Annotated in this window: 27 protein-coding genes; 13 read left to right on the forward strand and 14 right to left on the reverse strand. The window is 71.7% G+C overall.

What is annotated here, in order from left to right; all coding sequences use genetic code 11:
• Positions 1-165 precede the first annotated feature (165 nt).
• The gene (locus tag OG568_RS43845; protein WP_329535581.1) at positions 166-1,623 is read left to right on the forward strand and encodes an aldehyde dehydrogenase family protein; all 1,458 of its coding nucleotides are present in this window, start codon (positions 166-168) and stop codon (positions 1,621-1,623) included.
• 33 nt (positions 1,624-1,656) lie between these two features.
• Complete coding sequence (locus OG568_RS43850; RefSeq protein WP_329535582.1) at positions 1,657-2,763, forward strand: NAD(P)-dependent alcohol dehydrogenase; 1,107 nt, start codon at positions 1,657-1,659, stop codon at positions 2,761-2,763.
• A 21-nt stretch (positions 2,764-2,784) separates the two neighbouring features.
• Here the strand turns inward: OG568_RS43850 and OG568_RS43855 are convergent, their stop codons facing one another.
• Positions 2,785-3,735 (reverse strand): NADP-dependent oxidoreductase, encoded by a 951-nt coding sequence (locus OG568_RS43855; protein ID WP_329535583.1) that lies wholly within the window; start codon positions 3,733-3,735, stop codon positions 2,785-2,787.
• 69 nt (positions 3,736-3,804) lie between these two features.
• On the opposite strand from OG568_RS43855, the gene OG568_RS43860 reads away from it, so the two are divergent.
• Positions 3,805-4,752 carry a GlxA family transcriptional regulator gene (locus OG568_RS43860; protein ID WP_329535584.1) on the forward strand — a complete coding sequence of 316 codons (948 nt, stop codon included), beginning with the start codon at positions 3,805-3,807 and terminating at the stop codon, positions 4,750-4,752.
• A 113-nt stretch (positions 4,753-4,865) separates the two neighbouring features.
• Positions 4,866-5,720, forward strand: a complete 855-nt coding sequence (locus OG568_RS43865) for a hypothetical protein (RefSeq protein ID WP_329535585.1) — start codon at positions 4,866-4,868, stop codon at positions 5,718-5,720.
• Between the two features lie 4 nt (positions 5,721-5,724).
• On the opposite strand, the gene OG568_RS43870 is transcribed toward OG568_RS43865, so the two are convergent.
• The 4 genes from OG568_RS43870 to OG568_RS43885 all read right to left on the reverse strand — a co-directional run bounded on the left by OG568_RS43870 (position 5,725) and on the right by OG568_RS43885 (position 9,938).
• Positions 5,725-6,279, reverse strand: a complete 555-nt coding sequence (locus OG568_RS43870) for a TetR/AcrR family transcriptional regulator (RefSeq protein ID WP_266579887.1) — start codon at positions 6,277-6,279, stop codon at positions 5,725-5,727.
• Positions 6,276-6,638, reverse strand: a complete 363-nt coding sequence (locus OG568_RS43875; RefSeq protein ID WP_101403984.1) for a DUF1304 domain-containing protein — start codon at positions 6,636-6,638, stop codon at positions 6,276-6,278. The genes OG568_RS43870 and OG568_RS43875 overlap by 4 nt, the downstream gene beginning before the upstream one ends.
• Positions 6,639-6,773: 135 nt before the next feature.
• A complete protein-coding gene (locus OG568_RS43880; RefSeq protein WP_329535586.1) occupies positions 6,774-8,432 on the reverse strand; it encodes an amidohydrolase in 1,659 nt (552 codons plus the stop codon).
• A 12-nt stretch (positions 8,433-8,444) separates the two neighbouring features.
• Positions 8,445-9,938 carry an APC family permease gene (locus OG568_RS43885; RefSeq protein ID WP_329535587.1) on the reverse strand — a complete coding sequence of 498 codons (1,494 nt, stop codon included), beginning with the start codon at positions 9,936-9,938 and terminating at the stop codon, positions 8,445-8,447.
• Positions 9,939-10,089: 151 nt separating this feature from the next.
• Here OG568_RS43885 and OG568_RS43890 point away from each other — a divergent pair, with 151 nt between their 5' ends.
• Both OG568_RS43890 and OG568_RS43895 read left to right on the forward strand, forming a co-directional pair.
• A complete protein-coding gene (locus tag OG568_RS43890; RefSeq protein WP_266422105.1) occupies positions 10,090-10,851 on the forward strand; it encodes a TetR/AcrR family transcriptional regulator in 762 nt (253 codons plus the stop codon).
• 22 nt (positions 10,852-10,873) lie between these two features.
• Complete coding sequence (locus OG568_RS43895) at positions 10,874-11,335, forward strand: pyridoxamine 5'-phosphate oxidase family protein (RefSeq protein ID WP_329535588.1); 462 nt, start codon at positions 10,874-10,876, stop codon at positions 11,333-11,335.
• A 34-nt stretch (positions 11,336-11,369) separates the two neighbouring features.
• Here OG568_RS43895 and OG568_RS43900 read toward each other — a convergent pair whose 3' ends face one another.
• From OG568_RS43900 to OG568_RS43910, 3 genes are all read right to left on the reverse strand, one after another.
• Positions 11,370-11,687: a DUF4235 domain-containing protein gene (locus tag OG568_RS43900; RefSeq protein ID WP_329535589.1), complete on the reverse strand. Its 318-nt coding sequence runs from the start codon at positions 11,685-11,687 to the stop codon at positions 11,370-11,372.
• A gap of 246 nt (positions 11,688-11,933) precedes the next feature.
• The gene (locus tag OG568_RS43905) at positions 11,934-12,377 is read right to left on the reverse strand and encodes a nitroreductase family deazaflavin-dependent oxidoreductase (RefSeq protein ID WP_329535590.1); all 444 of its coding nucleotides are present in this window, start codon (positions 12,375-12,377) and stop codon (positions 11,934-11,936) included.
• Between the two features lie 121 nt (positions 12,378-12,498).
• Positions 12,499-13,131, reverse strand: a complete 633-nt coding sequence (locus OG568_RS43910) for a LysE family transporter (RefSeq protein ID WP_329535591.1) — start codon at positions 13,129-13,131, stop codon at positions 12,499-12,501.
• 406 nt (positions 13,132-13,537) lie between these two features.
• Here OG568_RS43910 and OG568_RS43915 point away from each other — a divergent pair, with 406 nt between their 5' ends.
• Positions 13,538-14,725 carry a cytochrome P450 gene (locus OG568_RS43915; protein ID WP_329535592.1) on the forward strand — a complete coding sequence of 396 codons (1,188 nt, stop codon included), beginning with the start codon at positions 13,538-13,540 and terminating at the stop codon, positions 14,723-14,725.
• Positions 14,726-14,744: 19 nt separating this feature from the next.
• Positions 14,745-14,939, forward strand: coding sequence for a ferredoxin (locus tag OG568_RS43920; RefSeq protein ID WP_329536608.1), 195 nt, complete (start codon positions 14,745-14,747; stop codon positions 14,937-14,939).
• 33 nt (positions 14,940-14,972) lie between these two features.
• Here OG568_RS43920 and OG568_RS43925 read toward each other — a convergent pair whose 3' ends face one another.
• Entirely contained in the window at positions 14,973-15,554 is a 582-nt protein-coding gene (locus OG568_RS43925) for a TetR/AcrR family transcriptional regulator (RefSeq protein WP_329535593.1), read from the reverse strand.
• A 130-nt stretch (positions 15,555-15,684) separates the two neighbouring features.
• On the opposite strand from OG568_RS43925, the gene OG568_RS43930 reads away from it, so the two are divergent.
• Positions 15,685-16,143, forward strand: coding sequence for a nuclear transport factor 2 family protein (locus tag OG568_RS43930; RefSeq protein WP_329535594.1), 459 nt, complete (start codon positions 15,685-15,687; stop codon positions 16,141-16,143).
• A 42-nt stretch (positions 16,144-16,185) separates the two neighbouring features.
• On the forward strand, positions 16,186-16,719 hold the full coding sequence (locus tag OG568_RS43935; RefSeq protein ID WP_329535595.1) for a flavoprotein: 534 nt from the start codon (positions 16,186-16,188) through the stop codon (positions 16,717-16,719).
• Between the two features lie 10 nt (positions 16,720-16,729).
• On the opposite strand, the gene OG568_RS43940 is transcribed toward OG568_RS43935, so the two are convergent.
• Together OG568_RS43940 and OG568_RS43945 are read right to left on the reverse strand one after the other, a co-directional pair.
• The gene (locus OG568_RS43940; protein ID WP_443077822.1) at positions 16,730-18,421 is read right to left on the reverse strand and encodes a phospholipid carrier-dependent glycosyltransferase; all 1,692 of its coding nucleotides are present in this window, start codon (positions 18,419-18,421) and stop codon (positions 16,730-16,732) included.
• A 115-nt stretch (positions 18,422-18,536) separates the two neighbouring features.
• On the reverse strand, positions 18,537-19,337 hold the full coding sequence (locus tag OG568_RS43945) for an endo alpha-1,4 polygalactosaminidase (protein ID WP_329535596.1): 801 nt from the start codon (positions 19,335-19,337) through the stop codon (positions 18,537-18,539).
• A 355-nt stretch (positions 19,338-19,692) separates the two neighbouring features.
• Here OG568_RS43945 and OG568_RS43950 point away from each other — a divergent pair, with 355 nt between their 5' ends.
• A complete protein-coding gene (locus OG568_RS43950; protein ID WP_329535597.1) occupies positions 19,693-20,298 on the forward strand; it encodes an NADPH-dependent F420 reductase in 606 nt (201 codons plus the stop codon).
• 21 nt (positions 20,299-20,319) lie between these two features.
• Positions 20,320-21,243, forward strand: a complete 924-nt coding sequence (locus OG568_RS43955; RefSeq protein WP_329535598.1) for an alpha/beta hydrolase — start codon at positions 20,320-20,322, stop codon at positions 21,241-21,243.
• Positions 21,244-21,245: 2 nt separating this feature from the next.
• Here the strand turns inward: OG568_RS43955 and OG568_RS43960 are convergent, their stop codons facing one another.
• Positions 21,246-22,055 (reverse strand): phytanoyl-CoA dioxygenase family protein, encoded by an 810-nt coding sequence (locus tag OG568_RS43960; protein ID WP_329535599.1) that lies wholly within the window; start codon positions 22,053-22,055, stop codon positions 21,246-21,248.
• A gap of 65 nt (positions 22,056-22,120) precedes the next feature.
• On the opposite strand from OG568_RS43960, the gene OG568_RS43965 reads away from it, so the two are divergent.
• On the forward strand, positions 22,121-23,077 hold the full coding sequence (locus OG568_RS43965) for a helix-turn-helix domain-containing protein (protein WP_329535600.1): 957 nt from the start codon (positions 22,121-22,123) through the stop codon (positions 23,075-23,077).
• Here OG568_RS43965 and OG568_RS43970 read toward each other — a convergent pair.
• Both OG568_RS43970 and OG568_RS43975 read right to left on the reverse strand, forming a co-directional pair.
• Entirely contained in the window at positions 23,007-23,531 is a 525-nt protein-coding gene (locus tag OG568_RS43970) for a universal stress protein (RefSeq protein ID WP_329535601.1), read from the reverse strand. The genes OG568_RS43965 and OG568_RS43970 overlap by 71 nt on opposite strands.
• Before the next feature lie 35 nt (positions 23,532-23,566).
• Complete coding sequence (locus OG568_RS43975; protein WP_329536610.1) at positions 23,567-24,862, reverse strand: arsenic transporter; 1,296 nt, start codon at positions 24,860-24,862, stop codon at positions 23,567-23,569.
• Between the last annotated feature and the right edge of the window lie 59 nt (positions 24,863-24,921).

A 24,921-nucleotide genomic window follows, 5' to 3' on the forward strand; every position in this document is an offset into this window, starting at 1 on the left:
TTCATCCTAAGGCATTGACAGGAAACCTGTCCGTAATGAGACTGCGAACCAACAGGAATCCTGTTGGTTGAAATCTTGGCGATCAATGGTCGAGATCACGCGTCACGGCAGTTACGTCAGTTACGGCAATCACGGCATGCAGGCATCAAGGCTGAGGAGTGGGCAATGACGACCACCTTCGAGAGCGGGCCCGGGCGGCTGTTCATCGGCGGACAGTGGCGCGAGGCGGCGGACGGAGCGCGTACGGACGTGATCGATCCGTCCACCGGCCAGGTGGTCACGACGGTCGCCGAGGCGGCTGCGGCCGACGTGGACGCCGCCGTACGCGCCGCACGGGAGGCCTTCGACCGCGGCCCCTGGGCCGGACTGAGCGGACGTGAGCGGGGCCGGGTGCTGCACCGCGTCTCCGAGCTGATACGCCAGAACGCCGACGAACTCGCCGCCCTGGAGAGCCTCGACGTCGGCAAGCCCATCTCCCTGTGCCGCCCCGTCGACGTGCTCACCGCGGCCGACGAGTACGAGTACTGTGCCGCGCTCGCCCAGACCCTGGACGGCGCCACCCGCGACACCCCGCTGGGCGCCTTCGCCTACACGCGCCGGGGGCCGCTCGGCGTGGTCGCCGCGATCACGCCCTTCAACTTCCCGCTGATCCTGTCCAGTTCGAAGCTCGCCCCGGCCCTCGCGGCCGGGAACACCGTGGTGCACAAGCCCGCGGACGAGACCCCGCTCAGCGCCCTGTACATGGCCCGCCTGCTCCAGGAGGCCGGGGTCCCGGACGGTGTGGTGAACGTCGTCACCGGCAGTGGACCCGTCGCGGGCGAGGCGTTGCTGCGCAACCCCGGTATCGACAAGCTCGCCTTCACCGGGTCGACCGCCGTCGGCCGGCACGCCGCGAGCGTCGCGGGGGAGGCGCTCAAGCCGGTCACCATGGAACTGGGCGGCAACGCGGCCCACGTCGTCTTCGCGGACGCCGACCTGGAGAAGGCGGTCGGCGCGGTCATCAAGGGGTTCGTCTTCAACACCGGGCAGTTCTGCATGGGCGGCCCGCGGCTGCTGGTGGCGCGCTCGGTGTACAGCACCCTGCTGAACATCCTCGCCGACGCCGTGCCCGGCGTCCCGGTCGGCGACCCCCGGGCCCCCGAGACCGTCGTCGGTCCGATGGCGGGGGAGAAGCACCTCAAGAAGGTCGAGGAGTACGTGGAGCTGGCCCGCAAGGAGGGCGCCCGCATCGTCTGCGGCGGCGAGCGGCTCGACCTGAACGGCGGCTACTACTACAAGCCCACGGTCCTCGCGGGTCTGCCGAACGACTCCCGCGTGATCCAGGAGGAGATCTTCGGCCCGGTTCTCACCGTCCAGCCCTTCGACACCGAGGACGAGGCCGTCGAACTGGCCAACTCCACCCCGTACGGCCTGGCTTCGGGAATCCAGACCACCGACCTCACCCGCGCGCACCGCGTCGCCGACCGGCTCCAGGCGGGCATCGTCTGGATCAACGACTGGGCGATGCTCGACCCCGCGGTCCCCTTCGGCGGGGTCAAGGACTCCGGCTTCGGCCGGGAGTACGGTCCGGAGGCGCTCGCCGCCTACACCAAGGTCAAGTCCGTGGTCGTCTCGCTCGGCTGAGCCGCGCACCCCGCACGTAAGGGAGTTCGTACGATGTCCATCACCACGCGCGCGGCCGTGGTCGAGTCCTCAGGCGCGCCGTTCACGCTCGCCGATGTCGAACTCGACGAGCCCGGTTCCCGCGAAGTCCTCGTCCGCATGGTGGCGACCGGCCTGTGCCACACCGACCTCGGTGTGGCCGGCGGCGGTCTGCCCTTCCCCCTGCCCGGAGTCCTCGGCCACGAGGGAGCGGGCGTCGTCGAGGCCGTCGGCCCGGACGTGACCGGCGTCGCCCCCGGCGACCATGTCGTCCTGTCCTTCACCTCCTGCGGCGGTTGCCGCAACTGCCGTGACGGGCACCCCGCCTACTGCGCCACCTGGCTGCCGCTGAACCTCATCGGCGGCCGGCGTGCCGACGGCACCGGTACGATCAGCCGCGCCGGGGCCCCGCTCGGCGGCCACTTCTTCGGGCAGTCCTCCTTCGCCGAGCTGGCGCTGGTGGACGAGCGCGGCCTGGTCAAGGTCGACCCCGATGTGCCGCTGGAGTCCATCGCCCCTCTGGGCTGCGGGGTGCAGACCGGAGTGGGGGCGGTATGGAACGTGCTGAAGCCGAGGCTCGGCGACACCCTCGTCGTGCTCGGCGCCGGAGCCGTCGGCCTGTCCGCGGTGATGGCCGCGGCTCTGACCCCCGCCACGAGGATCATCGCCGTCGACCGGGTCGCCGAACGCCTCACCCTGGCCGCGGAGTTGGGCGCGACGCACACGGTCGACGCGGGCGAGGTGGATCCAGGCGAGGCCGTCGCGCTGCTGACGGACGGTCACGGAGCCGACGGTGTCGTCGAGACGACCGGCAGTGTCGCCGTACTGCGCCAGGGCGCCGACGCGCTCGCCGCGCGCGGCACCCTGGTCGTGGTCGGTGCCCCGCCCTTCGGCACCGAAGTCGCCCTGGACGTCAACGGGTTGATCCCCGGGAAACGGATCGTCGGCCTCACCCTGGGGGACGGCGAGACCCAGACCTTCATCCCCGCGCTGGTCCAGCTGGTGAAGGAAGGGCGGCTTCCGCTGCACCGCCTGATCAGCCGCTATCCCTTCGCGGACATCGAGCAGGCGGTGCGGGACATGAAGGCGGGCAAGACGATCAAGCCCGTGCTGACCTTCTAGGCGACAGCCCGTACTTGCCCCCTAGTCGACCGTGAGCACCAGCTTCCCCGTGGTCCGGCCGGTGTCGCCGAGCGCGTGCGCCTCGGCGGCATCGGCCAGCGGGAACGTCCCGGCGATCGTCGCGCGGAGCTTGCCCGCGTCGACGAGGTCCGCGATGGCCCGCATGCCCGCGTGGTCGGCCTCCACCAGCATCCGCGCCGCCCGCACACCGAGCCCCGCGGCTTCCTTGTAGAGCTCCTCCGACCCCATGGGCAGGATCGACACCACGATCCCGCCCTCGCGCAGCACCCGCAGGGAACGGAAGGTGTTCTCCCCGCCGATCGTGTCCAGGACGACGTCGACGTCCCGTACCGCCTCGGTGAAGTCGGTCTCCCGGTAGTCGATCAGCTCGTCGGCGCCGAGGCCACGCAGGAACTCGTGCTTGCCCGCGCTCGCCGTGCCGATCACGTACGCGCCCCGTGCCTTGGCGATCTGTACGGCCACATGTCCGACGCCGCCGGCCGCCGCGTGGACCAGTACCCGCTGCCCCGGCCGCACATCGGCCGTGTCGACCAGCGCCTGCCAGGCGGTCAGGGAGACCAGCGGCAGGGCGCCCGCCTCCGTGTGGTCGATCCCGGCCGGCTTGGGCGCGAAGGAGCGGGTGGGCGCGGTCACGTACTCGGCGTGCGAGCCGTGCCCGAACGGGTAGGGCAGCATGCCGAAGACCTCGTCGCCGGGCTCGTACAGGGTGACGCCGACCCCGACGGCCTCCACCACGCCGGAGACGTCCCAGCCCAGGACGAAGGGCGGCTGTCCCAGGAACCCGCCGGTCGCCCGGTGCTTCCAGTCGGTCGGGTTGACCCCGGCGGCCCGCACCCGCACCAGTACCTCGCTCGGCCCGGGCGCCGGCCGTTCCTTCTCCACTTCCTTGAGGACCTCGGTCCCGCCGAGGACGTCCTGACTGATCGCGCGCATCGTGTTCGAAGTGCTCATGAACCCAGCGTGCCGGGCCGGCGCGCTCCGTGAAATGGCAAGATTGCCAACCTTCGATAAGATCGTGCCATGAGGAAAGTGGAGCGAGTGGTCGTCCTGGCGCTGGACGGTGTCTATCCCTTCGAACTGGGCATCCCGAGTCGGATCTTCGGCGCGGCGGACGGCCGGTACGAGGTGCTGACCTGCACCGTCGACGGCCGGCCAGTGCGCTGCAACGCGGACTTCTCGGTCACCGTCGAGCACGGCCCCGAGGCGCTGGGCACGGCGGACACGGTGGTGATCCCCGCGATGGACCCGGCCGCCGTGACCGCGGAGCTCCCCGCCGAGGTCACCGCCGCGCTCGCGCTCATCCGCCCGGGCACCCGCATCGTCTCCATCTGCACGGGCGCGTTCGTACTGGCGGCGGCCGGTCTTCTGGACGGGCGGCGGGCGACCACGCACTGGCAGCTGGCCGACGAGTTCCGGCGCCTGTTCCCGCAGGTGTCCCTGGACGCGGACGTGCTCTTCGTGGACGACGGCACGATCCTCACCTCCGCCGGTGCCGCCTCCGGCGTCGACGTCTGTCTGCACATCCTGCGGGGCGACCACGGCAGCGAGCTGGCCAACAAGGTGGCCCGGCGCTGTGTGGTGCCGCCCTGGCGCGACGGCGGTCAGGCCCAGTACATCGAGCAGCCCGTTCCCGACGCCACGGCGACCAGCACGGCGGCGACCCGCGCGTGGGCGCTGGCCCGACTGGGTGACCCGCTGACCCTCGCCGATCTCGCCGGGCACGCCCGGATGAGCCCGCGCACCTTCGCCCGCCGTTTCAACGACGAAGTGGGCACGAGCCCCGGCCGCTGGCTCATCCAGCAGCGCGTCGCCCGGGCCCGCCACCTGCTGGAGGCCAGTGACCTCCCGGTGGACCAGATCGCGGGCGAGGTCGGCTTCGCGACGGGTACCTCGCTCCGCCAGCACCTGCACGCGGCGATCGGCGTCTCCCCGGGGGCCTACCGGCGTACGTTCCAAGCGGCTCGCTGAGCGACGGCCGGTCACCGTCCCTCGTACGAACGATCCGGTCCCTCGCACGAACGATCACGGTCCCTCGTGCGTCGGAGGAGGGACAGGGAGCGTGTGTAGAACAGGGGGCGGGGATGCGCAGAGGGATCGTGGCGGCGGTGGCGCTGGTGGGTCTGGTAGCGGTGGGGTGCGACGACGAGGGGGTGCGCGAGGACCTCGTCGTCACCGGTACGCCTCCCGCCACGCCGTACGCCGGGAGGCTGGACCTGCCGTTCGAGGAGAGCGCCGACGGTAGCGCGCACGAGGCCGAGGAGAGCTCGGGAGCGGCCGGGCGGGCGCTGGAGTGCGACGGCGAGATCTACTCGGGCGGCGGGGGCGACGGATGGGCCGAGAGCGACGGCGGCTCGACACCGGAGGAGGGCCTGAACGCCTACTTCGACATGGACCTGCCCGAACTGCCCGACCATGGCTACCGGGTGGAGCGAAGGGAGAAGGACCGTGTGTTGTTCTCGTACGACGTCGACGGCAGAACCAAGGTCGCCGTCGTCGTCGCCAAGGACCAGCCGCACCGCCCCGGTTGGGGCCCGGAGACCAACGCCTCCTGCGATCCGGCCGAACTCCCCGCGAGTTTCACGGACACCAGGTTCGAGATCTGGACCGACCGGGACGGCCGTCGCGTGCCCACCACGACGGTGAGCAGCTCGACGGGGCCGGAGCACTGCGACTGGGAGAGCGTCCACTTCCTCACGCTGGGCGAGGGCGAGGACGCCAGACAGTACGCCCGCGATCCGCGCGGGGCGCTCGGGAGCCACCTGCTCACCGCCGCGTACAAGGCAGACGTCGGTATGCCCGCCGCCGCGCACGACACCGGATACCGCTTCCGCGACTGGGCACTTTGGCTGACGGACGACAAGGCCATGGCGTACGTACGCACGCACCACGGGGTGGAAGCGTGGCCCGCCACGAAGGAGTGGGCGGCCTGCAAGTGAGGCCTCAGCGGCTCATGTGCAGGGCGACCAGCAACTGCCAGACCTGGTCGGCGACTTCCTCCGGCGTGCCCTGAAGCAGTCCGTGCAGCCAGTCGGCGAGGACCCCCGCGAAGGTGGCGGCGACCGCGGAGGCCACCAGCGGGGCGTCCGCGGCGCCCGCGAGGGTGCGCTCGGCCAGGCTGCGGGCGCGCAGGTCGCGGTGCAGGACGTGCCCGAGCGGTCCGCCCCCGCCCGGGCTGAGCAGCGCGCGGTAGAGGCCGGCGTGCGGGGCGAGGTCGGCGAAGAACGCGAGCAGGGCGGGCGGCGCGGACACCGGGTCGGGCCGCCCGCGCCACGCGTGCAGCGCCTCCACGGCCTCCCGTACGACATCGGCGCAGGCGTCGACGGCCAGCGCCTCCAGGTCGGCGTAGTGCACGTAGAAGGTGGCCCGGCCGACCCCCGCCCGCCGCACCAGCGCGGCGACGCCGACCTCCTCCAGCGGGCGCTCGGCGCACTCCGCGAGGAGCGCCCGGCGCAGCTTCTCGCGGGTGCGGGCGGCCCGCGGGTCCTCCGGTGTCACCGCGCGAGCAGGACGGCGGCCAGGGCGAGCGCGCCGGGCAGGGCCTGCGCGAAGAGGATGCGACGGTTGGCGGTGACCGCCCCGTACACCCCGGCGACCACGACGCACACCAGGAAGAACACCTGGACGCGGAACCCGGTCGGATCTGCGGCGATCAGCCCCCACACCAGGCCCGCCGCGAGAAACCCGTTGTAGAGCCCCTGGTTGGCGGCCATCGGCGCGGTCGCCCGCGCCATCTCCGGGTCGAAGCCGTGCAGGCCGCGCCCCGGCTTCTTCTCCCACAGGAACATCTCCATCACGAGGATGTACGCGTGCAGCGCGGCCACCAGGCCCACCAGCACGTTCGCGACCGTCTCCATCGTCAGCAAGCTCCCTCGTACGCGGTTGTCCACGGCGTGTGTGGACAGATGTTTCCTGGACAGGTGTCCACTATAGCTGGACGACTGTCCAGGAAGTCCCGCGTCACCGTCCTGGTCCGGAGGGGGCCGGTGGTCTCAGGCCCCGGATGCCGCGTGGACGCGCTCGCCTCCGACATAGGTCAGGGCGACCTTCGCGGACGCGATCTCCTCCGGCGGACCGGCGTACGGGTCGCGGTCCAGCACCACGAGATCGGCCAGTGCTCCAGCCCGTACGCTCCCGGTGTCGTCGAGGTGGTTGGCGTACGCCGATCCCGCCGTGTACGCCACGAGGGCGGCCGTCAGATCGATGCGCTCGGCGGGCAGGAACACCGGCCCGGTCCCTTCCGGGGCCACCCGGTTGACCGCGACGTGGATGCCCTGGAGCGGGTCGGCGCTGCTGACCGGCCAGTCGCTGCCCGCGGCGAGCCTCGCGCCGGACCGCAGCAGCGCCCCGAACGGGTACTGCCACGCGGCCCGTTCGGGCCCGAGGAAGGGCAGGGTCAGCTCGTCCATCTGCGGTTCGTGCGCGGCCCACAGGGGCTGGATGTTGGCCGTGGCGCCGAGACGCGCGAAGCGGGGTACGTCGTCGGGGTGCACCACCTGGAGATGGGCGAGGTGCGGACGCGTGTCGCTTCGCCCATTGGCCCTCCTTGCCGTCTCCACGGCGTCCAGGGCGTCGCGTACCGCCCGGTCGCCCAGGGCGTGGAAGTGACACTGGAAGCCGAGCGCATCCAACTCGGTTACGTACGAGGGCAGTTGGGCCGGGTCGATGAAGCTCTTCCCTCGATTGGCGGTGGCGCAGCCGCACCGGTCGAGATAGGGGTCCAGCAGCGCGGCGGTGCCGTTCTCGGCGACGCCGTCCAGCATCAGCTTGACGCTGCCGGCGCGGAACCGGCCGTGACTCAACGCGGCCCGCCGTTCCACGAGTTCGGGTATCTGCTCGACCCCGCGCTCCCGGTCCCACCACAGCGCGCCGACGACACGTGCGGTCAGCGAACCGTCGCGGGCCGCCGTCAGATAGGCGTCCGACGGGTCGTCCATCCCCACGAACGCGCCGACCAGCGCGTCCTGCCAGGCGGTGATCCCGAGCGCGTGCAGCTCCCGCTGGGCGTGCAGCAGCGCGGCGAGCCGGTCCGCCGCGGTGGCCCGGGGAGTGTGCCGCCCCACGTACTGCATGGCCCCTTCCTGGAGCATCCCGTTCGGCTCGCCCGAGGGGTCACGCTCGAACCGCCCGTCGGCCGGGTCGGGCGTGTCCCGGGTGACGCCCGCGAGCTCCAGGGCGCGGCTGTTGACCCAGGCCCCGTGGTGGTCCCGGTTCGGCAGGTACACCGGACGGTCCGGTACGACCGCGTCCAGCAGTTCCTTGGTCGGTGTGCCGCCGGCGAAGGCCTCCATGGACCAGCCGCCGCCCGTGATCCACTCCCGCTCCGGATGCGCGTCGGCGTAGGCCCGCACGGCGGCGAGAGTCTCCTCGGCGGTCCTCGCCCCCGTGAGGTCGCACTGACCGAGCTCCAGCCCCGCCGGGACCGGGTGGACGTGGGCGTCCTGGAAGCCGGGCAGGAGCAGCCGTCCCGCGAGGTCGACCACCTCCGTCCTCGGGCCGATCAGGTCGTGGACCTCGGAGTTTCCGACGGCGGTGATCCGGTCGCCGGTGACGGCGACGGCTGTCGCGCCGCGGCCCGCGGGACCTCCGGGAGCCTCGTGGCCCTCGGGGGTGAGGACCGGGCCGCCGGTGAAGAGGAGATCGGCGTGCATGTGCTTCTTCCCTTAGTTGGATGTGGCCAGCAGATGGGGTGCGTCGGCGTCGGTGCCGTGTCCCGTGCGGAAGTAGGGGGACTTGCGGACCCACTTCGCCCACGCGGCGGCCAGGAAACCGGAGGCGATCATCAGGGCGGGGGTGAGCAGCAGGAACCAGCCGTTGTCCGCGCTGACTTCGAAGTGGTCGGTGGAGGTGTAGAAGGACCAGGCGAGATAGCCGCCGAGCCCGAGCAGGGCCGCAGCGCTCAAGGAGGGCAGGACCACCGCCCGTACCCCCTGCCGCCAGTCCTCCCGCAGCAGGCCCCGGAAGCGCGCGGCGGCCGCGAGGGCGGTGAGGGCGTAGGACAGGGCGACGACGATCCCGACCGCGTTCACCGTCGCCATGATCATGTCGGCGAGCCGGGGGATCACCAGGGCGAGCGCCGCCACGGCCGTCGCCAGCGCGCCGATCAGCAGTGTCCCGGTCGCCGGAGTCCCGTACCGGGCGCTGACCTTGGACCACACCGGTCCGAGCGTACGGTCCCGGCTCATCGCGAACATCCCGCGAGCGGTCGGGATCACCCCGGCCTGCAGCGAGGCGACGGCCGAGAACATCAGGGCCACCAGGGGCAGCGCGGCCAGCGGCTGGGAGGCGAGCCGGTCGCCGAAGAACGCCAGCCCCTGTGCGCCGTGCCCCGCCAACTCCTGCTCGGACAGCACGCGTTGGAACGCGACCGAGCCCAGGAGGAACAGCCCGAGCATGGTGACCAGCGTGATGAGCCCAGCCCGCGAGGCGTCGCGCGGGTCGCGCACCTCCTCGTTCACGGTGAACGCCGCCTCGAAGCCCCAATAGCAGAACACCGACAGCAGCAGCCCCTGCGCCAGCGCCGACGCCGAGGGAATCGCGAACGGGTCGAACCAGCTCAGCCGGAACGGGTGCGGACCGGTGACGATGCCGTAGCCGCAGAAGCCCAGCAGCACGACGTACTCGAAGACGAGCAGCCCGCTCTGCAGCCGGGCCGCGGTCTTGACCCCGGTGACCGCGGTGAGGGTCACGGCGACGAGGACCACGATGCCCACCGCGGTCGTCTGGGCGGTGGAACCCGGGTCCAGCACCAGCCCCGCCACCCTGTGCAGGCCGGCCTCACCGGCCAGTTGGAGCATCGCCGAGCCGGTCACGGCCGTGGTGTACGCGAGGAACGCCACCGTGGCCACGATGTTCACCCAGCCGACCAGGAAACCGAGCCACGGGGTGAGCGAACGGCCCACCCACACATAGCCGTTGCCCGCGTTCGGCTCGACCCGGTTCAGCCGGCTGTAGGCACCGGCGATCCCGAGGATCGGCAGGAAGGCCAGCAGCATGATGGCGGGCAGGTGCAGCCCGACCACACCGGCCGTCACACCCAGCCCGATGCCGATGCTGGTGGTCGCCGCCGTGCTGGAGGCGGCGATGGCGACGCCGTCCACGACGCCGAGCGTCTTGCGCAGGGACGGGGGGTCCTCACCGTGGGGCTGCTGCGTCATGGCCTGCTCCGATCGCACCCGGGGGCCTGATTCAGGCCCGATGACCGGAAATGAAACTGCCCAGGGCCTTAACAGGTCAACGCCGTTGACATAAGGTGCCCGCATCGGAGGCAGATCCCGTACGGCATCGGAGGGAGAGTCCATGACGTCCATGAACGACCGGGTCGTCCCGCCCGCCGCACGGCGGCGCAGGCGCCCCACCAAGACCGGAGTCGTGCTCTCCGAGGAGCTGATCGTCGAGACCGCGCTGCGGCTGCTCAAGGAGCACGGCGCCGACGCCCTCACCGTCCGCCGCCTCGGTCTCGCACTCGGCGCCGACCCGACCGCCCTGTACCGGTACTTCCGCGACACCGACGACCTGCTCCTCGCCATCGCCGACGAACTGATCGGCCGCACCCTGCGCACGTGGCGCCCCGCCGGGGACTGGCGCGCCGACCTGCGGGACCTCGGCCTGCGGATGCACGCCGGGGCGCTGTCGCATCCACAGGCCGCGGTGCTCAGTTCCTACCGCGTCACCGGCCGGGTCCACGAGATCGAGGCCGTCGAGACCATCCTCGGCGTGCTGCGCGGAGCCGGTTTTCCGGACCCGGACGCGGTGCGGATCTACCACGCCTTCGTGGACCAGTCCCTGGCCTTCGCGGCCCTCGACGCGGCGAGCCTGGCGCTTCCGCGCGCCGCGCGCGACGCGGAGGCGGGCGTGTGGCGGGCGACGTACGCCCGGTTGCCCGCCGACACACACCCGCACATCGCGGCGACCGCCCGCCATCTGCTGACGGACATGCGTCGCAGCGCCTATCCGGTGGCCCTGGACATGCTGCTGACCGCGGCGGCGGCCTGCCTCGAAGAGGTCGCCGATCACGCCGGTCCTTCGCACGCCCGAGCGGAAGAGCCGATCTCTCCCACACCCGAGTAGCAGATCAGGAGACCGCCCGCCCATGAACCCGCCCGCCCGCTCCCCGAAGCAACGCAAGCACGACACCCTCCACCGGCTGGAGAACGACGTCGACTGCTGGGTGTCCACGGCCGACGGCGCCGGGGAAGCGCCGTACCTGATCCCGCTGTCCTTCCTCTGGGACGGCACGACCCTGCTGCTCGCCACCCCGGCCGCCAGTCCGACCGGCCGCAACCTGCGCGCGACCGGCAAGGTGCGCCTGGGTATCGGCCCGACCCGTGACGTGGTGCTCGTCGAGGGATCCGCCGAGGCGCTGGAACCCGCCGCGCTGCCGGACGGGGTCGGCGAGGCCTTCGCCGAGAAGACCGGCTTCGACCCGCGCGGACTCACCACGGCGTACCTCTACTTCCGTATCACCCCGCGGCGCGTGCAGGCCTGGCGCGAGGCCGACGAACTCACCGGGCGCGACCTCATGCGCGACGGGGAGTGGCTCGCGACGGACTGAAGTGGCGGACCTGGACGAGGTGGAACGCCGGTCCTCAGTCCCGGCCGCCCTTGTCCGACGACGGCCAGACCCCCGTCGAGCGTTCGACGGCCTTCGCGCCCGTACGGTCCGCGGCGCTGCGCGCCACCGCGAACAAGGCGCCCTGGAGGGCCGCGGCGAGCAGCACCTCGCCCCAGCCGCGGTCCTTGTCCAGGGCGTCAGGGGCGTCCTCCTCGTGGCGGATCGCCTTCCACGTCGCCCGGAAGGCGATCCCGGCGAGGGTGCCGCTCGCCCAGCTCAGCGCGAAGCCGAGGGGCTTGTAGGCGAGGGGGAGTTTGAGTTTCTTCGGCTTCTTCGACACCTTCTTGGACACCTGGGCCTCCTACTCGGTCGAAGCCGACGGTGTCACCGAATCGGGACGGCGGGTAGAGGGCGTGGGCCTACGCCGAAGTGTGAGGCGGGTACGCCGGGGAAACCGGCGCCGGCATGGTGGCGCACATGGTCACCGGTCAGGTCGTGGCGGCAGCGGAAAGCCCCGCCGCGACGGGGGAGCGCGGCGGGGCCTGAGGCACGGGTGCCCGGCGTGCGACGGATCATGCACGCCGGTTTCCAGGGAATTTCAGCCCGTCGGTTCCAGCACGAAGACGGGGATCTCACGGTCGGTCTTCTTCTGGTAGTCGGCGTACGGGGGGTACGCGGCGACCGCGCGCTCCCACCACTGCGCCTTCTCCTCGCCCGTGACCTCACGCGCCGTCATGTCCCGGCGTCCCGGGCCGTCCTGGAGCTCCACATGCGGATCGGACTGCACGTTGAAGTACCAGACCGGGTGCTTGGGGGCGCCGCCCTGCGAGGCGACCACCGCGTAGCGTCCGTCGTGCTCGACCCGCATCAGCGGGGTCTTGCGGATCTTGCCGCTCTTGGCACCCCGGGTCGTGAGAATGATGACCGGCAGTCCCGTGTCCAGCAGCGTGGTCCCCTCGGTGCCGCCGGAGCCCTCGTACAACTCCACCTGGTCGCGCACCCACTGCGTCGGGCTGGGCTCGTACTCACCCTCAAGAGGCATGACTTCCGTCCCATCGTTGTTGGTACTGATCCTGTCTGGGCATGATTCAACACCAGCGCGGACGCGAATCATCCGTACCTTCACCCCGCGGGTGCCCGCGGTGTCGGCGAGGGTCCCGCACTCATCGCGGGGCGACGAGCGTCCGTACCGCCAGCACCGTGATCACGCCACTCGACGCGAGCGCCGTGACCAGCCGCCCCCGTCGTCCCGTCAGCGCCCGGCCGAGCAGCGCGCCGCCGCCGGCGAGCAGGAGTTGCCAGCTCGCGGACGCCACGAACGCGGCGAGCACGAACACCGCCTGCTCCAGGGGGCGCACCGCCTCGGCCGTCCGGCTGCCGAGCACCAGTGCGGCGAAGTAGATCACGGTGGTGGGGTTGAGGAGGGTGATCCCGAGCAGGGTCAGGTACGCCCGCGCCGGGTGTACCGGGTCCCGTACGGACCGGGTCGCGAGTCGCTGTTCGCGGTACTGCCGCACCGCGCCGACCGCGCCCCGTACGGCCAGCGCGAGCAGCACCAGACCGGAGGCCCAGCGCAACGGCACGAGCACGGGTTCCAGCGCGGCCGCGAGCGCGGCGCCCCCGAGGGCGGCGACCAGGGCGTACAGCCCGTCGGCGGTCGCGACGCCCAGCGCGGCGCACCCGCCGGTTGTCAGGGACGTACGCGCGGTGAGGGAGACGAGATAGGTCGCGACCGCTCCGACGGGGATGGCGATGCCATAGCCCGCGAGAAGCCCCGCGACGAGCGCGGCGGTCACGACCGGGGAGGTGAGGGCCTCCGCGGACGGCCGGGCTGCTGCTGGACCCGCACCGGACGAGCGGCGGCGGAGGTCGGCGGCAGGAGGGCTTCGATCGTGGGCATGCGCAGATCCTGGGGCCCGTCGAGCCGCCCGTGCAAGCGAATTACGCGAGGACGTCACCGAGCCACGAAAGGCGGGTGTGTACCGTGGAGGAAGTGGTTGGATCGAGCCACACGCGCACCGTGGGCATGGCACCCGGGCGGCGACCGAGGCCAGTGCGGGCCCGGCGGCCGCCCCGACCGGCGACGGCGTTCGGCCAGTTGGTCCGTTCGGGGCATCTGGCCGGACTTCGGGTGGCTCCTATAGGTGCCTGGGGCATCTAATGAAGATCGGCAAGAGGGAACCATCGCTTGCGAGGTCACTCATGACAGAACCCGTTGCCTTCCCCCAGGACCGTACGTGTCCTTATCACCCGCCCACCGCCTACGACGCCCTGCGCGAGGCGCGCCCCCTGTCGCGTGTCTCCCTGTTCGACGGGCGCAACGTGTGGGTCGTCACCGCGCACAGCACCGCCCGTGAACTGCTCACCGATCCCCGGCTCTCCTCCGACCGCACCCGCCCGGAGTTCCCGATGCCCACGGAGCGGTTCGCCCAGTCCCGCAACCGCCGGGTCGCGCTGCTCGGGCTCGACGATCCCGCCCACCACACGCAGCGCCGCATGCTCGTTCCGAGCTTCACCCTGAAACGGACCGCGGCTCTGCGCCCGCGCATCCAGGAGACCGTCGACCGACTGCTCGACGCCATGGAGCGACAGGGCCCGCCCACCGAGCTGGTCAGCGCCTTCGCGCTGCCGGTGCCCTCGATGGTGATCTGCGCGCTGCTCGGCGTTCCGTACGCCGACCACGACTTCTTCGAGGAGCAGTCCCGCAGGCTGCTGCGCGGCCCGACCGCCGCGGACACCCAGGACGCGCGCGACCGGCTGGAGGCCTACTTCGGGGCGCTGATCGACCGCAAGCAGAAGGACCCGGGGGACGGGCTCCTCGACGAGCTCATCCACGAACAGCTGCGCGAGGGGACGTTGGACCGCGAGGAACTGATCAGCCTCGCGACGATCCTGCTGGTCGCCGGGCACGAGACGACCGCGAACATGATCTCGCTCGGTACGTTCACCCTGCTGCACCACCCCGAGCAGCTGGCGGAACTGCGCGCCGAGCCGACGCTCATGCCCGCCGCCGTGGAGGAGCTGCTGCGCTTCCTGTCCATCGCCGACGGGCTGCTGCGGGTGGCCACCGAGGACATCGAGGTGGGCGGGGCGACGATCCGCGCCGACGAGGGCGTGGTCTTCTCGACCTCCGTCATCAACCGTGACGCGGGAACCTTTCCCGAGCCGGACGCCCTGGACTGGCACCGGTCGGTCCGTCATCACGTCGCGTTCGGCTTCGGCATCCACCAGTGCCTCGGCCAGAACCTCGCCCGCGCCGAGATGGAGATCGCCCTGCTGTCGCTCTTCGACCGGTTGCCGGGACTGCGTCTGGCCGCGCCGGCGGAGGAGATCCCCTTCAAAGCGGGAGACACGATCCAGGGGATGCTGGAACTCCCCGTGACCTGGTAAGAGGCTGGTGGCCATGAGTATCGAGATCGCCATCGACAAGAGTGTCTGCATCGGCGCGGGACAGTGCGCGCTGACCGCGCCGGACGTCTTCACCCAGGACGACGACGGCTTCAGCGCGCTGTTGCCCGGCCGCGAGGACGGCGGCGGCGACCCATTGGTCCGGGAGGCCGCGCGGGCCTGCCCGGTGGGCGCCATCACCGTCTCCGAGAGCTGAGGACCGCCCGACGGGCGTCGAGGCCCAGCGGCCCTAAGGTCGCTGGGCCTCGATGAGCACCCGTGCCGCCCCGCGCGCCTGCTCGGCCGGCTCCGTGCCGCGTGTGATGCCCGCGGTGACCATGGCACCCTCGGCCAGCAGGAACAGCTGGTCGGTGACGGCGTCGGGAAGTCCCGCGGCGCTCGAGAGACCTTCCAGGTAGGCCTTGAACGCCCCCTTGTGGGCGCGGACTTGGGTGACCACGCGCGGCGAGGTCGCGCCGAGTTCGCCGTAGGAGTTGATCCAGGCGCACCCGCGGAAGTCGGGCTCGGCGAACCATCGCCCCAGCCATTCGAACACCGCCAGGATCCGCTGCTCGGGCTCCTCGTATCCGTCGACGTGCTCCGCCAGCCGCTGCCGCCAGCGCACGTCGCGCCGCTTCAGATACGCCTCGACCAGTAGTTCCTTCGCCGGGAACAGCTGGTAGAGCCGCTTGAGGGAGACCCCCGAGGCGCCGCGGATGTCGTCCATGCCGACGGTCTGGATGCCGCGGGCGTAGAACAGCTCCTCCGCGGCGTCCAACGCCTGTTCCCGGGCGGCTGCCAGGGCCTGTTCGCGGGCGGCTTCGGTGTCCATACGGGCTGCTCCTTGACGCGAGAACCAACGTTCTCTACGTTAGCAGTCGAGCGTGAGAACGCACGTTCTCTGTCTGTGTGGAACAGATCTGTGTGGACCAGATCCGCGTGGATCCGAGAAGGAGACCCCCGTGACCGACCGTCCGCCCCTCCCGCCCTTCACCCGTGAGACCGCGGCCCAGAAGGTCCAGGCCGCCGAGGATGCCTGGAACACCCGCGATCCCCACAAGGTCGCCCTCGCGTACTCCGAGGACTCGGTCTGGCGCAACCGCGACACCTTCGTCACCGGCCGCGCCGAGATCGTCGGACTGCTCACCGACAAGTGGGCGCGTGAACGCGAGTACGCCCTGCGCAAGGACCTGTGGGCCTTCGACGGCAAGCGCATCGCCGTCCGCTTCCAGTACGAGTCGCACGACGCCGACGGGCAGTGGTGGCGGTCGTACGGCAACGAGCTGTGGGAGTTCGACGAGCACGGGCTGATGACCCGGCGCGAGGCCGGCATCAACGACGTACGGATCGAGGAGCGCGAGCGCCGGATCTTCGGCCCACGACCGGAAACCGAACGCGGGGATTCCTTCCCGGTCCACTAGGCACTCCGACTTGACCCGCCGGACAGGCCCTAGGGTTCCCACGTGACCGAACACACCGAGAAGCCCTTCCTCTACGTCGTCGTGTGTGCGGCCGGTGTCGCGCGGGACGTCAGCAAACTGATCACCGCGGCACAGGAACGGAGCTGGGAGGTCGGCGTGATCGCCACCCCGCAGGGGCTCGGTTTCTTCGACGCGTCGGCCGTCGAGACGCAGACCGGTCGCCCGATCAGGTCCGCCTGGCGGGCCCCGGGTGACCCGCGCCCCTTCCCGGCCCCCGACGCGGTGGCCGTCGCCCCGGCCACCTTCAACACCGTCAACAAGTGGGCGGCCGGCATATCCGACACCCTCGCGCTCGGCACCCTGAACGAGGCGTACGGCCTCGGCGTCCCGATCGCCGTACTGCCCTGTGTGAGCGACGCGTTGGCGGCGCACCCCGCGTACCGGGGGAGCGTGGAGCGGCTGCGCGGGATGGGCGTCGGGTTCGGTGACCGCTACTCCGGGGGGCCCGGGGAGGACGGCCTGCGCGCGGAGTTCCCCTGGGGTGCGGTCCTGGACCTGCTCGATTCCCGCCCCTGACCCTCGAGGGTCACGGGCGACGGTAGATCGTGATGGAGTGGCCGACGTCGTCGATGGGTGTGGCGCCGTCGAGCAGTGCCGCCAGACGGTCGTCGGCCTTCGCGACGGCGGTGTCCGACACGGCGAGCAGTCCGTGCACCTGGCTCGGCGGCTCCTTGCGCGGATCGGCCGCCTCGATGCCGTAGTACGAGGGCACGCCACTGCCCTTGTAGACCAGCCAGACCCGCTCGTCGGGATACCGCTCGGCCAGGCGGTCGGCCAGACGGCCCAGGTCCTGCCCCCAGTCGACATTCGAGTCGTGCAGCCGCAGACGGGTCTGGGAAGGGCCGCCGAAGGCCTCGTTGGAGTACGGCAGGTAGTACGGGAACGCGCGCAGCGAGCTGATCGCGACGAAGCCGACCAGCGCCGCCGTGACGAGATGGGCCCAGCGTCGGCGCAGGGCGACGACCCCGGCCGCGGCCACCGCGAGGAACACCGGCACGAAGAGGGCGTATCTGACGCCGAGGTCCCGGGACCCGGTCATGGCCACGGCCAGCAGCACGGCCGGGGGGAGCAGGACGTACGGAGCGGCCGGGCGCAGCCGGGGCACGGCGGCCATCACGGCGAGGCCCATGAGCCAGAGCGCGATCATGCCGAGCGGTGTCTTCACCAGCAGCGCGGCCGGCAGGTAGTACCAGAGCGAGCCGTGGTAGAGCCGTCCGAACAGGAAGCCGGTCCACACGTCGTTCTCGAATCCGAACTGGATGCGCATCCCGTCGCGGTACGGCCGGGGAACGGGCAGCCGGTCGATGACGAGACCGCGCAGACCGTGCACGGCCGGAAGATCCGCGGGCGTCGTCCAGCGCAGCTGTGGGTCGACGACCAGGTAGGTCGCCCAGACGACGGCGAGCGCCACCAGCGCCGTACCGGCGGCCACCGCCACACCCAGGCCGACGAGCCGCGGTTGCGCACGCAGGCCCAGGCCGGGCGCGCGGCGTGCCTGCCAGAAGGAGAGGAACGCCAGCAGGAGCAGTACGGGCACCGCGGGCAGGGTGCTCATCTTGGTGGCGAGCGCCGCGCCGAGCAGCACTCCCGCGAGAGTGAGGTGCAGCAGGGGCCGCTGCCGCCGGGCCCGCCACACCAGCCACACCGACGTCAGCAGGAAACCGGACGCCGGTACGTCGAGTGTGGCGAGCGAGCCGTTGGTGATGACGTCGGGCGAGAACGCGTACAGCGCGAGCGCCACCAACCCGCCCACGGTGCCGACGAGTTCACGGGCGAAAGCGAGGACGACCAGACCGAACAGCAGCGTCAGCACGACCACCGGCAGCCGCGCCCACAGCATCACCCGCCAGGGATCGTTGCCCGACTCGTACAGCAGCCGCCGTCCGAGCTCCGTCTGATCATCCGTGGAGTGGGCGTCCAGGTGCGGATGGGCGAACACCAGCCCGGTCGCGATGATCAGTTTGCCCAGCGGCGGATGCTCGGGGTTGTAGCGCAGGCTGTGTTCCCGCACATAGGTCTCCGCCGTGCCCACGTACACCGGCTCGTCGATCGTCGGCGTCTGCTGCACGGCCGCGGTGACCATCGCGACCGCCATCTGGGCCAGCAGGGCGACCACGGCCAGCGCGAACAGCCACCGCCGGTGGCGCCGGAGCCCCTCGAAACGGCCCGGCGGTCTGGCGGCGGGCGTCGGCAGGCGGTCGTCCTGCCTGCTGGCCATGGATGTCGACATGCCCTTTGATACGTCCGCTCCGTGCGCACCCGCTCATCCGGAAACCGTCCGGCTTCGCAGCGAGTATGCACGGTGACCTCTCCCCGTCAGGGGTGCCCGTCCGTCAGCGCGTCCGCCGGACGTACCGCGCACTGCCCGGCGTCGACACCTGCACATCCCGGCGTACGATGCTCAGCCGGTCCCCGTAGCTCGCGAGGGCCTTGCGCAGACCGCTGTCGGTGTACTCGATGTCCACCACCCGGTCGTCGAACGCCTTTGCGTACGTACCGCACTCGTCGTACTGGCCGCACTCCTCGGCCACCGCGAAGTCGAGCTTGGTCCTCGACCTGAGCCCGGCCAGTTCCGAGGTGTTCTTCTGTCCGATGGCCAGACCCCGGGCGTGCGCGTGTGCCGACAGGAGGGTGATGAACGCGGTGGCGTCGTTCGCCGTCAGCAGCTTCCCCGAGCGGGTGTAGCTGTCGTAGTTGTCCGGCTCGACGGCGTCGAACCCCTTGTCGGCGCACTCGTCGACCCACCGGTTGACCCGAGCGGCGACCCGCTTGCGCTTGGCCGGCGTGCGGATGTCGAGGAGCGCCTCGTTCCAGTCGCGGTCCATGACGACCTTGCCGTGCGCGTCCCGCAGCAGCAGATCGGCCGGCCATGCCGCCCGCTCGTCCGGCTGCGCCTGGAAGGCGTTGACATAACAGATGTTGTACAGGCCGGGCGCGGGTGAGTCCGAACGGTCGCGGCTGACGACGCGGACACCGGACGGCGGCCGATAGGCGCCGCCGATCTGGTAGTCGAAGTCCGCGTGGAGCGGGGGGAGTTGTACGGCCTTCGGGGTCGACGGGGAAGCCTTACCCTGCTGGGGTGGTGTCCCCTTGTCCGATCCGGCCGTACAACTCACCAGCGTCGAGAGCGCCACCAGGGCGGCGGCCGCCCCGACGCCGGTGACGCGGGAAACACGTTGAGCGGGAATGTCGGCTCCATCGATCGCGGGTACGACCCCGCCTCGGACGCTCCCGCGGTCCTGGCGACTTCGGCCGGACTGGAACGGTGTCCGCCACCGGCTGGGCGCACCTCTGGGTGCCCGGCCGGGTGCCTTGGCACAACAGGATCAAATCGCCTGGACGACGCCCGCGTCAAGGCCGTGCCCCGCGTGCCCGCGCGGGTCATGGACCCGGCCGGTCACATGACACGAGCGCCACTGTGACCTGCGGCGTGATGCTGATGGTCACCCTCTCGTTGCAACCGCCGAACTCGAGGAAGAGGACACCCCCATGCCCATCGGAATCATCGGTGCCGGAGCCATCGGACAGGCCCTCGCCTATCGGTTCGTGGCGGCGGGCGAGCAGGTCGTCATCAGCAACAGCCGGGGCCCGCGGTCACTGCGGGACCTCGCCGCCTCGATCGGGCCGGCCCTGATGCCCGCCACCGTCGCGGAGTCGGCCAGGGAGGAGATCGTCGTCCTCGCCGTGCCGTGGCGGCAGATGAGCGAGGCAGTGGCCGCCGCCGACGTCCTCGACTGGCAGGAGCGGATCGTCATCGACACCACCAACCCGCTCGGACCGCCCGACTTCAAGGTCGCCGACCTCGGCGGCCGCACCTCCAGCGAGGTCGTCGCCGAACTCGTACCCGGAGCACGCCTGGTGAAGGCGTTCAACACGCTGACACCGGCGGTGCTCGGCTCCGATCCCCGTACCTTCGTCGGACGGCGGGTGATCTTCCTCTCGGGAAACCACCCCGGGGCCAACGAGCGTGTCAAGCGGCTGGCCGAGCGGGTGGGCTGGGCGGTCATCGACCTGGGCCCGCTGGCGTCCGGAGGACGGCTGCAACAGTTCCCGGGCGGCCCGCTGCCCACGCTCAATCTGCTGCTGGAGCCCTGACCCACGCCGTATTGTCACGACATGACCGGAGACCGCATCGAACTGGCCGTACACGACCACGGGGGTGACGGCCCACCCCTGCTCCTCCTGCATGGAGCCAGGCGCACGCTCGCCGACTGGGCCGCCGTGGCGCCGCTCCTCGTCCCCCGGCACCGGGTGCTCGCCGTGGACCTGCGCGGACACGGTCTCTCACCGTCGGGTACCTGGAGTCTCCGCCAGGTGCTGGACGACATCGAGGCGGTACTGGAGCGGTACGGCCTTCCCGGCGCACTGCCCGTCGGGCACTCGCTCGGCGGGATGATCGCCGTACGGTACGCGCTGGAGCACCCGGACGTCACGCCCGGCGCGGTGAACCTGGACGGATACGGCTGGGGGCGCCCCGACCAGTACGTGGGCCTCGACCCGGCGTACGTCGAGGAGCGCCTCACCCAGATGCGTCAGGCGGCGGCCGCGACGGTGTCCGGCGAACCGCTTCCGGCCGACGGCCTCAAGGATCTGCTCGCCGAGCAGCGCGCGCTCTCGGAGCAACTGGGCATCCCTTACGAGCTGTTGGAGGCGGGCCTGCTGCGCACCGTGCGGCCCGCGCCCGACGGACGGCTGGAGGTGCGCCCGCGACGCGCGCACGTACGGGAGATGCTGGCCGCCATCGACGCACTCGACCTCTTCGCCCTCTTCGACGCCTTCGCGAGGACGCGCCGGCCACTGCTGCTCGCACGAGCCGCGCGGCCCGTACCGCCCGCCCCCGGCATGTCCTGGTTCGACGAACTGATGACGGCGTACGGGAAGGGGCTCGCCCGGGATCTCGCCGAACTGGCCGCGCGGCGGCCCAGCGTGCGGGTCGTCGCGATCGACGGCACGCACGAGATGCTCCTGGAGAGCCCCGGCGCGGTCGCGAACGCACTCCTCGCCTTCACCTCCGCCGCGCTGCCCGAGCCGGGTGAATGACCTCAGTGCGGTGCCGCCGGGGCGAACTCCGTGCCGCACGGGCCCGCGCCCTCGCTCTCGGACAGGACGACGGGCTCGCCGCCCATCGTCAGCGTGGCGTAATGGCGGCCTATGCGGTCGGTGGAGCGGCCGACGTAATGGCCGATGAAGGAGCGGCGGAAGCGGTCGGCACTGCGGTTGGGGCCGGAGCCGTGCACCAGACTGCCGTTGAAGAACAGCACGTCGCCCGGGGCCATGTCGACGGGCACGGTCGTCAGACCGGGCGGCGGCGGGACGTACTCCCGTACGAAGGACACCTCCGCGTCCGCCTCCTCCGGGCAGAACAGGTCCATGCGGTGCGTGCCCGGCACCACCTCCAGACCGCCGTTCTCCCGGTCGATCACGTCACAGGCGATCCAGGCGGCCACACAGGTGCCCGGCTCGACCCGCAGATAGAAGTTGTCCTGGTGCAGCGCCTGACCGCGGGCCCCGGGCGGCTTGAAGTAGAACATGCTCTGCGCCGCCAGGACCTCCTCGCCGAGCAGGACCTCCAGGATCTCCCGCAGCCGGGGATCGAGCAGACGGCGCAGGGACAACTCGTTGATGCGGTGCGGATGCATGACCCGGGGGTGGGCGGCGAGCGGATCCGCCGGACCGCTCGCCGGGGTCGCCCGGGGCTCGAAGTGCCCCGGGACCGGCCCGGCGGCGTGCAGGGCCGTGAACTCGGCGCACAGCTCGTCGATCTCGGCGGCGGTGAACAGTCCGCGCGCCACCACGAACCCGTTCTCGTCGAAGTCCGACCTCCGCGGCCCGCTCATGTCCATGACTGCCATTTCGACCGTCCCTTCTCATTGGAGTCCCAGGTGCTTCACGCTAGGTCGATGAGCCTTTCGGGAGGATGTCCGTGCGTGCTGAGGAGTTGCCCGAGCCTGCTGCCCCGTCCCCGCCGCCGGGTCTGGTGACCGTCGGACGCTTCGACCAGCGAACGGGATACCGCGTCAACCGACCGCGGGGCAGCGACAGCTGGCTGTTCATCTGGACCACGGGCGGACGGGGACGGCTCCGGCAGGGGGCGGCCCGGACGGCGGCCGGCCCCGGAGACCTGGTGGTCCTGGGGCCCGGCGTGCCACAGCGCTACGCCGTCGAACCGGGCGCCGGACACTGGGCGTTCTGGTGGGCGCACTGCCAGGCCCGCCCGTCCTGGACCGGGTGGCTGCGGCCCTACGCCGTCGACGACGGGCTGTACGCCGTCGGACCCGCGCCCGGCCGGGAACGTATCGAAGCGGCGTTCTGCCGGATGCTCACCGACGCCCGCTGGACGGGACACGGCCCGCCGCCCGAGGACGCGGAGCCCCTCCCGGGCGAGGTCGCGGTCGCACATGGCACCGCCGCCCGGGAACTGGCCCTGTGCTCGCTGGAGGAGATCGTGCTGCTCGCCGCCGCCCGGGCGGAGCGGAGCCGCCCCGATCTCGACGACCGCGTCCGCCACGCGGAGGCGGTGATCGCCGCCGACCCGGGCGCGCCGCACACCGTCCGCTCACTGGCCGCGGCGGTCGCCCTCTCACCCTCCCGGTTCGCCCACCTCTTCACCGAGCAGCTCGGCCGCTCCCCGATGCGGGCCCTGCGTGAGTCCCGGCTGCTGCACGCGGCCCGGCTCCTGGAAGCCACCGAACTTCCGGTGGAACGGGTGGCCGCGGCCTCCGGTTTCACCAGCGTGTTCCACTTCAGCCGCGTCTTCCGGCAGCGGTACGGGACTCCACCGGGCGCCTACCGGAAGGGCAGCGCTAGGAGTGCGGCGAATGCGGGTGATCCGGAGGATGCGGGGGAGGCGGGAGAGGCGGGGGGATCGTCGTGACGGCCGGCGTGGCCTCGGGCCAGATCAGCAGCACCGGGCACGGCGCGTGGTCGACGACGAACCGCCCGGCCCGCCCCAGGCTGTGCGGTCCGAGCCGGGCACGGTCGCCGTCCCGGGCCACCACGAGCAGATCGGCGCCCTCGGCGGCGGCGACCACCTCACGCTCCGTGCGCCCGGTGCGCTCCATACGGGTGCAGGGGCGGCCGAGGCGGTCGGCCGCCGTGTCGAGCAGCCGCGCCGCCGACCGGGCGCCGAGGTCCTCCAGCCGGTCCCCGGGATCGCGCTCGACGTGGCCACGGCCGAGCAGTCCGGCGAAGGCGCCGTGCGCCAGTCCGGGCACCCCCGGCTCACTGACGTGCAGTAAGACGACCTCGGTCGCCCGCGGTGCGTGCGTGTGCACGGCGTCCACGCAGGCCGGCCAGGTCCCCTCGACGAGCCAGACGACGACCCTCATGAGCATCAGCCTCCGGCCCTCACTCGTGCGACGACTCAGCCCCCGATGACGTGGAGCGAGAACCACAGTGCCAGTACGGCGGGAACCAGCGCCGCCGGCACGGCGATCAGACCCAGCCGGGTGAACTCCCGCAGATCGACGCCGTGGTCGTGCTCATGCACGATACGCCGCCACAACAGGGTCGCCAGGGAACCGGCGTAGGTGAGGTTGGGGCCGATGTTGACCCCCAGCAGCACGGCCAGCACCGCGCCGGAGCCGGACGTGGCGGCCAGCGGCAGCAGCACCAGGACCGCGGGCAGGTTGTTGATGAGATTGGCGAGTACGGCGGCGAGCGCCGCGATCCCGAGCAGCGAGGGCAGTCCGCCGCCGTCCGGGAGGAGATGTCCGAGGGCGTCGGAGAGTCCGTTGTCGACCACCGCCCGGACGACGACGCCCAGCGCGAGCACGAACAGGAGGAAGGCCGGGGCGACGGCCCTCACCACGGTGAGCGGGGTGGCGCGCCCGCGCAGGAGGGCCCGGGCGGCGAGCACCAGCGCCCCCGCCGCGGCGGACCAGGCGGGGTCGATGCCCAGCGCGGAGGCGACGACGAACCCCGCCAGCGTGCAGCCCACGGTGACGAGCGCGAACAGCGGCAGCTCCGGCGGCTCCCCGGTCGTCGGCTCGGGCACGGCCGCGGCCAGGTCGCCCGCGAAGAAGCGCCGGAAGACGACGTACTCGGCCCCGATGGCGACCAGCCACGGCAGCACCATCAGTGCCGCGAACCGGGTGAAGCTGAGGCCGCTCGCGGAGAAGGCGAGCAGATTGGTGAGGTTGGAGACCGGCAGCAGCAGCGAGGCCGTGTTCGACAGATGGGTGCAGGCGTACACGTGCGGCTTCGGACGGGCGCCCATCCGGGCGGCGGTGGCGAACACGACGGGGGTGAGCAGCACGATGGTGGCGTCCAGGCTGAGTACCGCGGTGATCGCCGAGGCCAGCGCGAAGACCGCGGTCAGCAGGCGCCCCGGCCGTCCCGCCGCCCAGCGGGCCATCCAGGCACCGCAGGTGTGGAAGAGCCCCTCGTCGTCGCAGAACTTGGCGAGCACCAGCACCGCCGCCAGGAAGCCGATCACCGGCCCCAGGTGCCCCGCCTCCGCCTCCGCGTGGTCCCAGGAGATCGCGCCGGTGGCGATCACCAGCAGGGCCGCCGGGACGGCGACGACCGCCTCGGGCCAGCCGAACGGGCGGACCACCGCGCTGACGAGGACGGCGACGAGCAGGACGACGGACAGGGTTTCGGCGAGCGGGGTGTTCAGGGTTCGGTCCTCCGGGACACGGTCGAGGTGCCGGACCATCACATCAGACGCGGCACCCTGTGCCCCTCATCGGTCTCTTCGGACCTGCGCCGATGTCG

Source organism: Streptomyces sp. NBC_01450 (assembly GCF_036227505.1).
Lineage (GTDB): Bacteria > Actinomycetota > Actinomycetes > Streptomycetales > Streptomycetaceae > Streptomyces.

Coding starts and splice junctions, on each gene's coding strand:
- OG568_RS43845 (WP_329535581.1), top strand. CDS start 166: ATGACGACCACCTTCGAGAGCGGGCCCGGGCGGCTGTTCATCGGCGGA.
- OG568_RS43850 (WP_329535582.1), top strand. CDS start 1,657: ATGTCCATCACCACGCGCGCGGCCGTGGTCGAGTCCTCAGGCGCGCCG.
- OG568_RS43855 (WP_329535583.1), bottom strand. CDS start 3,735: ATGAGCACTTCGAACACGATGCGCGCGATCAGTCAGGACGTCCTCGGC.
- OG568_RS43860 (WP_329535584.1), top strand. CDS start 3,805: ATGAGGAAAGTGGAGCGAGTGGTCGTCCTGGCGCTGGACGGTGTCTAT.
- OG568_RS43865 (WP_329535585.1), top strand. CDS start 4,866: ATGCGCAGAGGGATCGTGGCGGCGGTGGCGCTGGTGGGTCTGGTAGCG.
- OG568_RS43875 (WP_101403984.1), bottom strand. CDS start 6,638: ATGGAGACGGTCGCGAACGTGCTGGTGGGCCTGGTGGCCGCGCTGCAC.
- OG568_RS43880 (WP_329535586.1), bottom strand. CDS start 8,432: ATGCACGCCGATCTCCTCTTCACCGGCGGCCCGGTCCTCACCCCCGAG.
- OG568_RS43885 (WP_329535587.1), bottom strand. CDS start 9,938: ATGACGCAGCAGCCCCACGGTGAGGACCCCCCGTCCCTGCGCAAGACG.
- OG568_RS43890 (WP_266422105.1), top strand. CDS start 10,090: ATGAACGACCGGGTCGTCCCGCCCGCCGCACGGCGGCGCAGGCGCCCC.
- OG568_RS43895 (WP_329535588.1), top strand. CDS start 10,874: ATGAACCCGCCCGCCCGCTCCCCGAAGCAACGCAAGCACGACACCCTC.
- OG568_RS43905 (WP_329535590.1), bottom strand. CDS start 12,377: ATGCCTCTTGAGGGTGAGTACGAGCCCAGCCCGACGCAGTGGGTGCGC.
- OG568_RS43915 (WP_329535592.1), top strand. CDS start 13,538: ATGACAGAACCCGTTGCCTTCCCCCAGGACCGTACGTGTCCTTATCAC.
- OG568_RS43925 (WP_329535593.1), bottom strand. CDS start 15,554: ATGGACACCGAAGCCGCCCGCGAACAGGCCCTGGCAGCCGCCCGGGAA.
- OG568_RS43940 (WP_443077822.1), bottom strand. CDS start 18,421: ATGGCCAGCAGGCAGGACGACCGCCTGCCGACGCCCGCCGCCAGACCG.
- OG568_RS43950 (WP_329535597.1), top strand. CDS start 19,693: ATGCCCATCGGAATCATCGGTGCCGGAGCCATCGGACAGGCCCTCGCC.
- OG568_RS43955 (WP_329535598.1), top strand. CDS start 20,320: ATGACCGGAGACCGCATCGAACTGGCCGTACACGACCACGGGGGTGAC.
- OG568_RS43960 (WP_329535599.1), bottom strand. CDS start 22,055: ATGGCAGTCATGGACATGAGCGGGCCGCGGAGGTCGGACTTCGACGAG.
- OG568_RS43965 (WP_329535600.1), top strand. CDS start 22,121: ATGTCCGTGCGTGCTGAGGAGTTGCCCGAGCCTGCTGCCCCGTCCCCG.
- OG568_RS43970 (WP_329535601.1), bottom strand. CDS start 23,531: ATGAGGGTCGTCGTCTGGCTCGTCGAGGGGACCTGGCCGGCCTGCGTG.
- OG568_RS43975 (WP_329536610.1), bottom strand. CDS start 24,862: ATGGTCCGGCACCTCGACCGTGTCCCGGAGGACCGAACCCTGAACACC.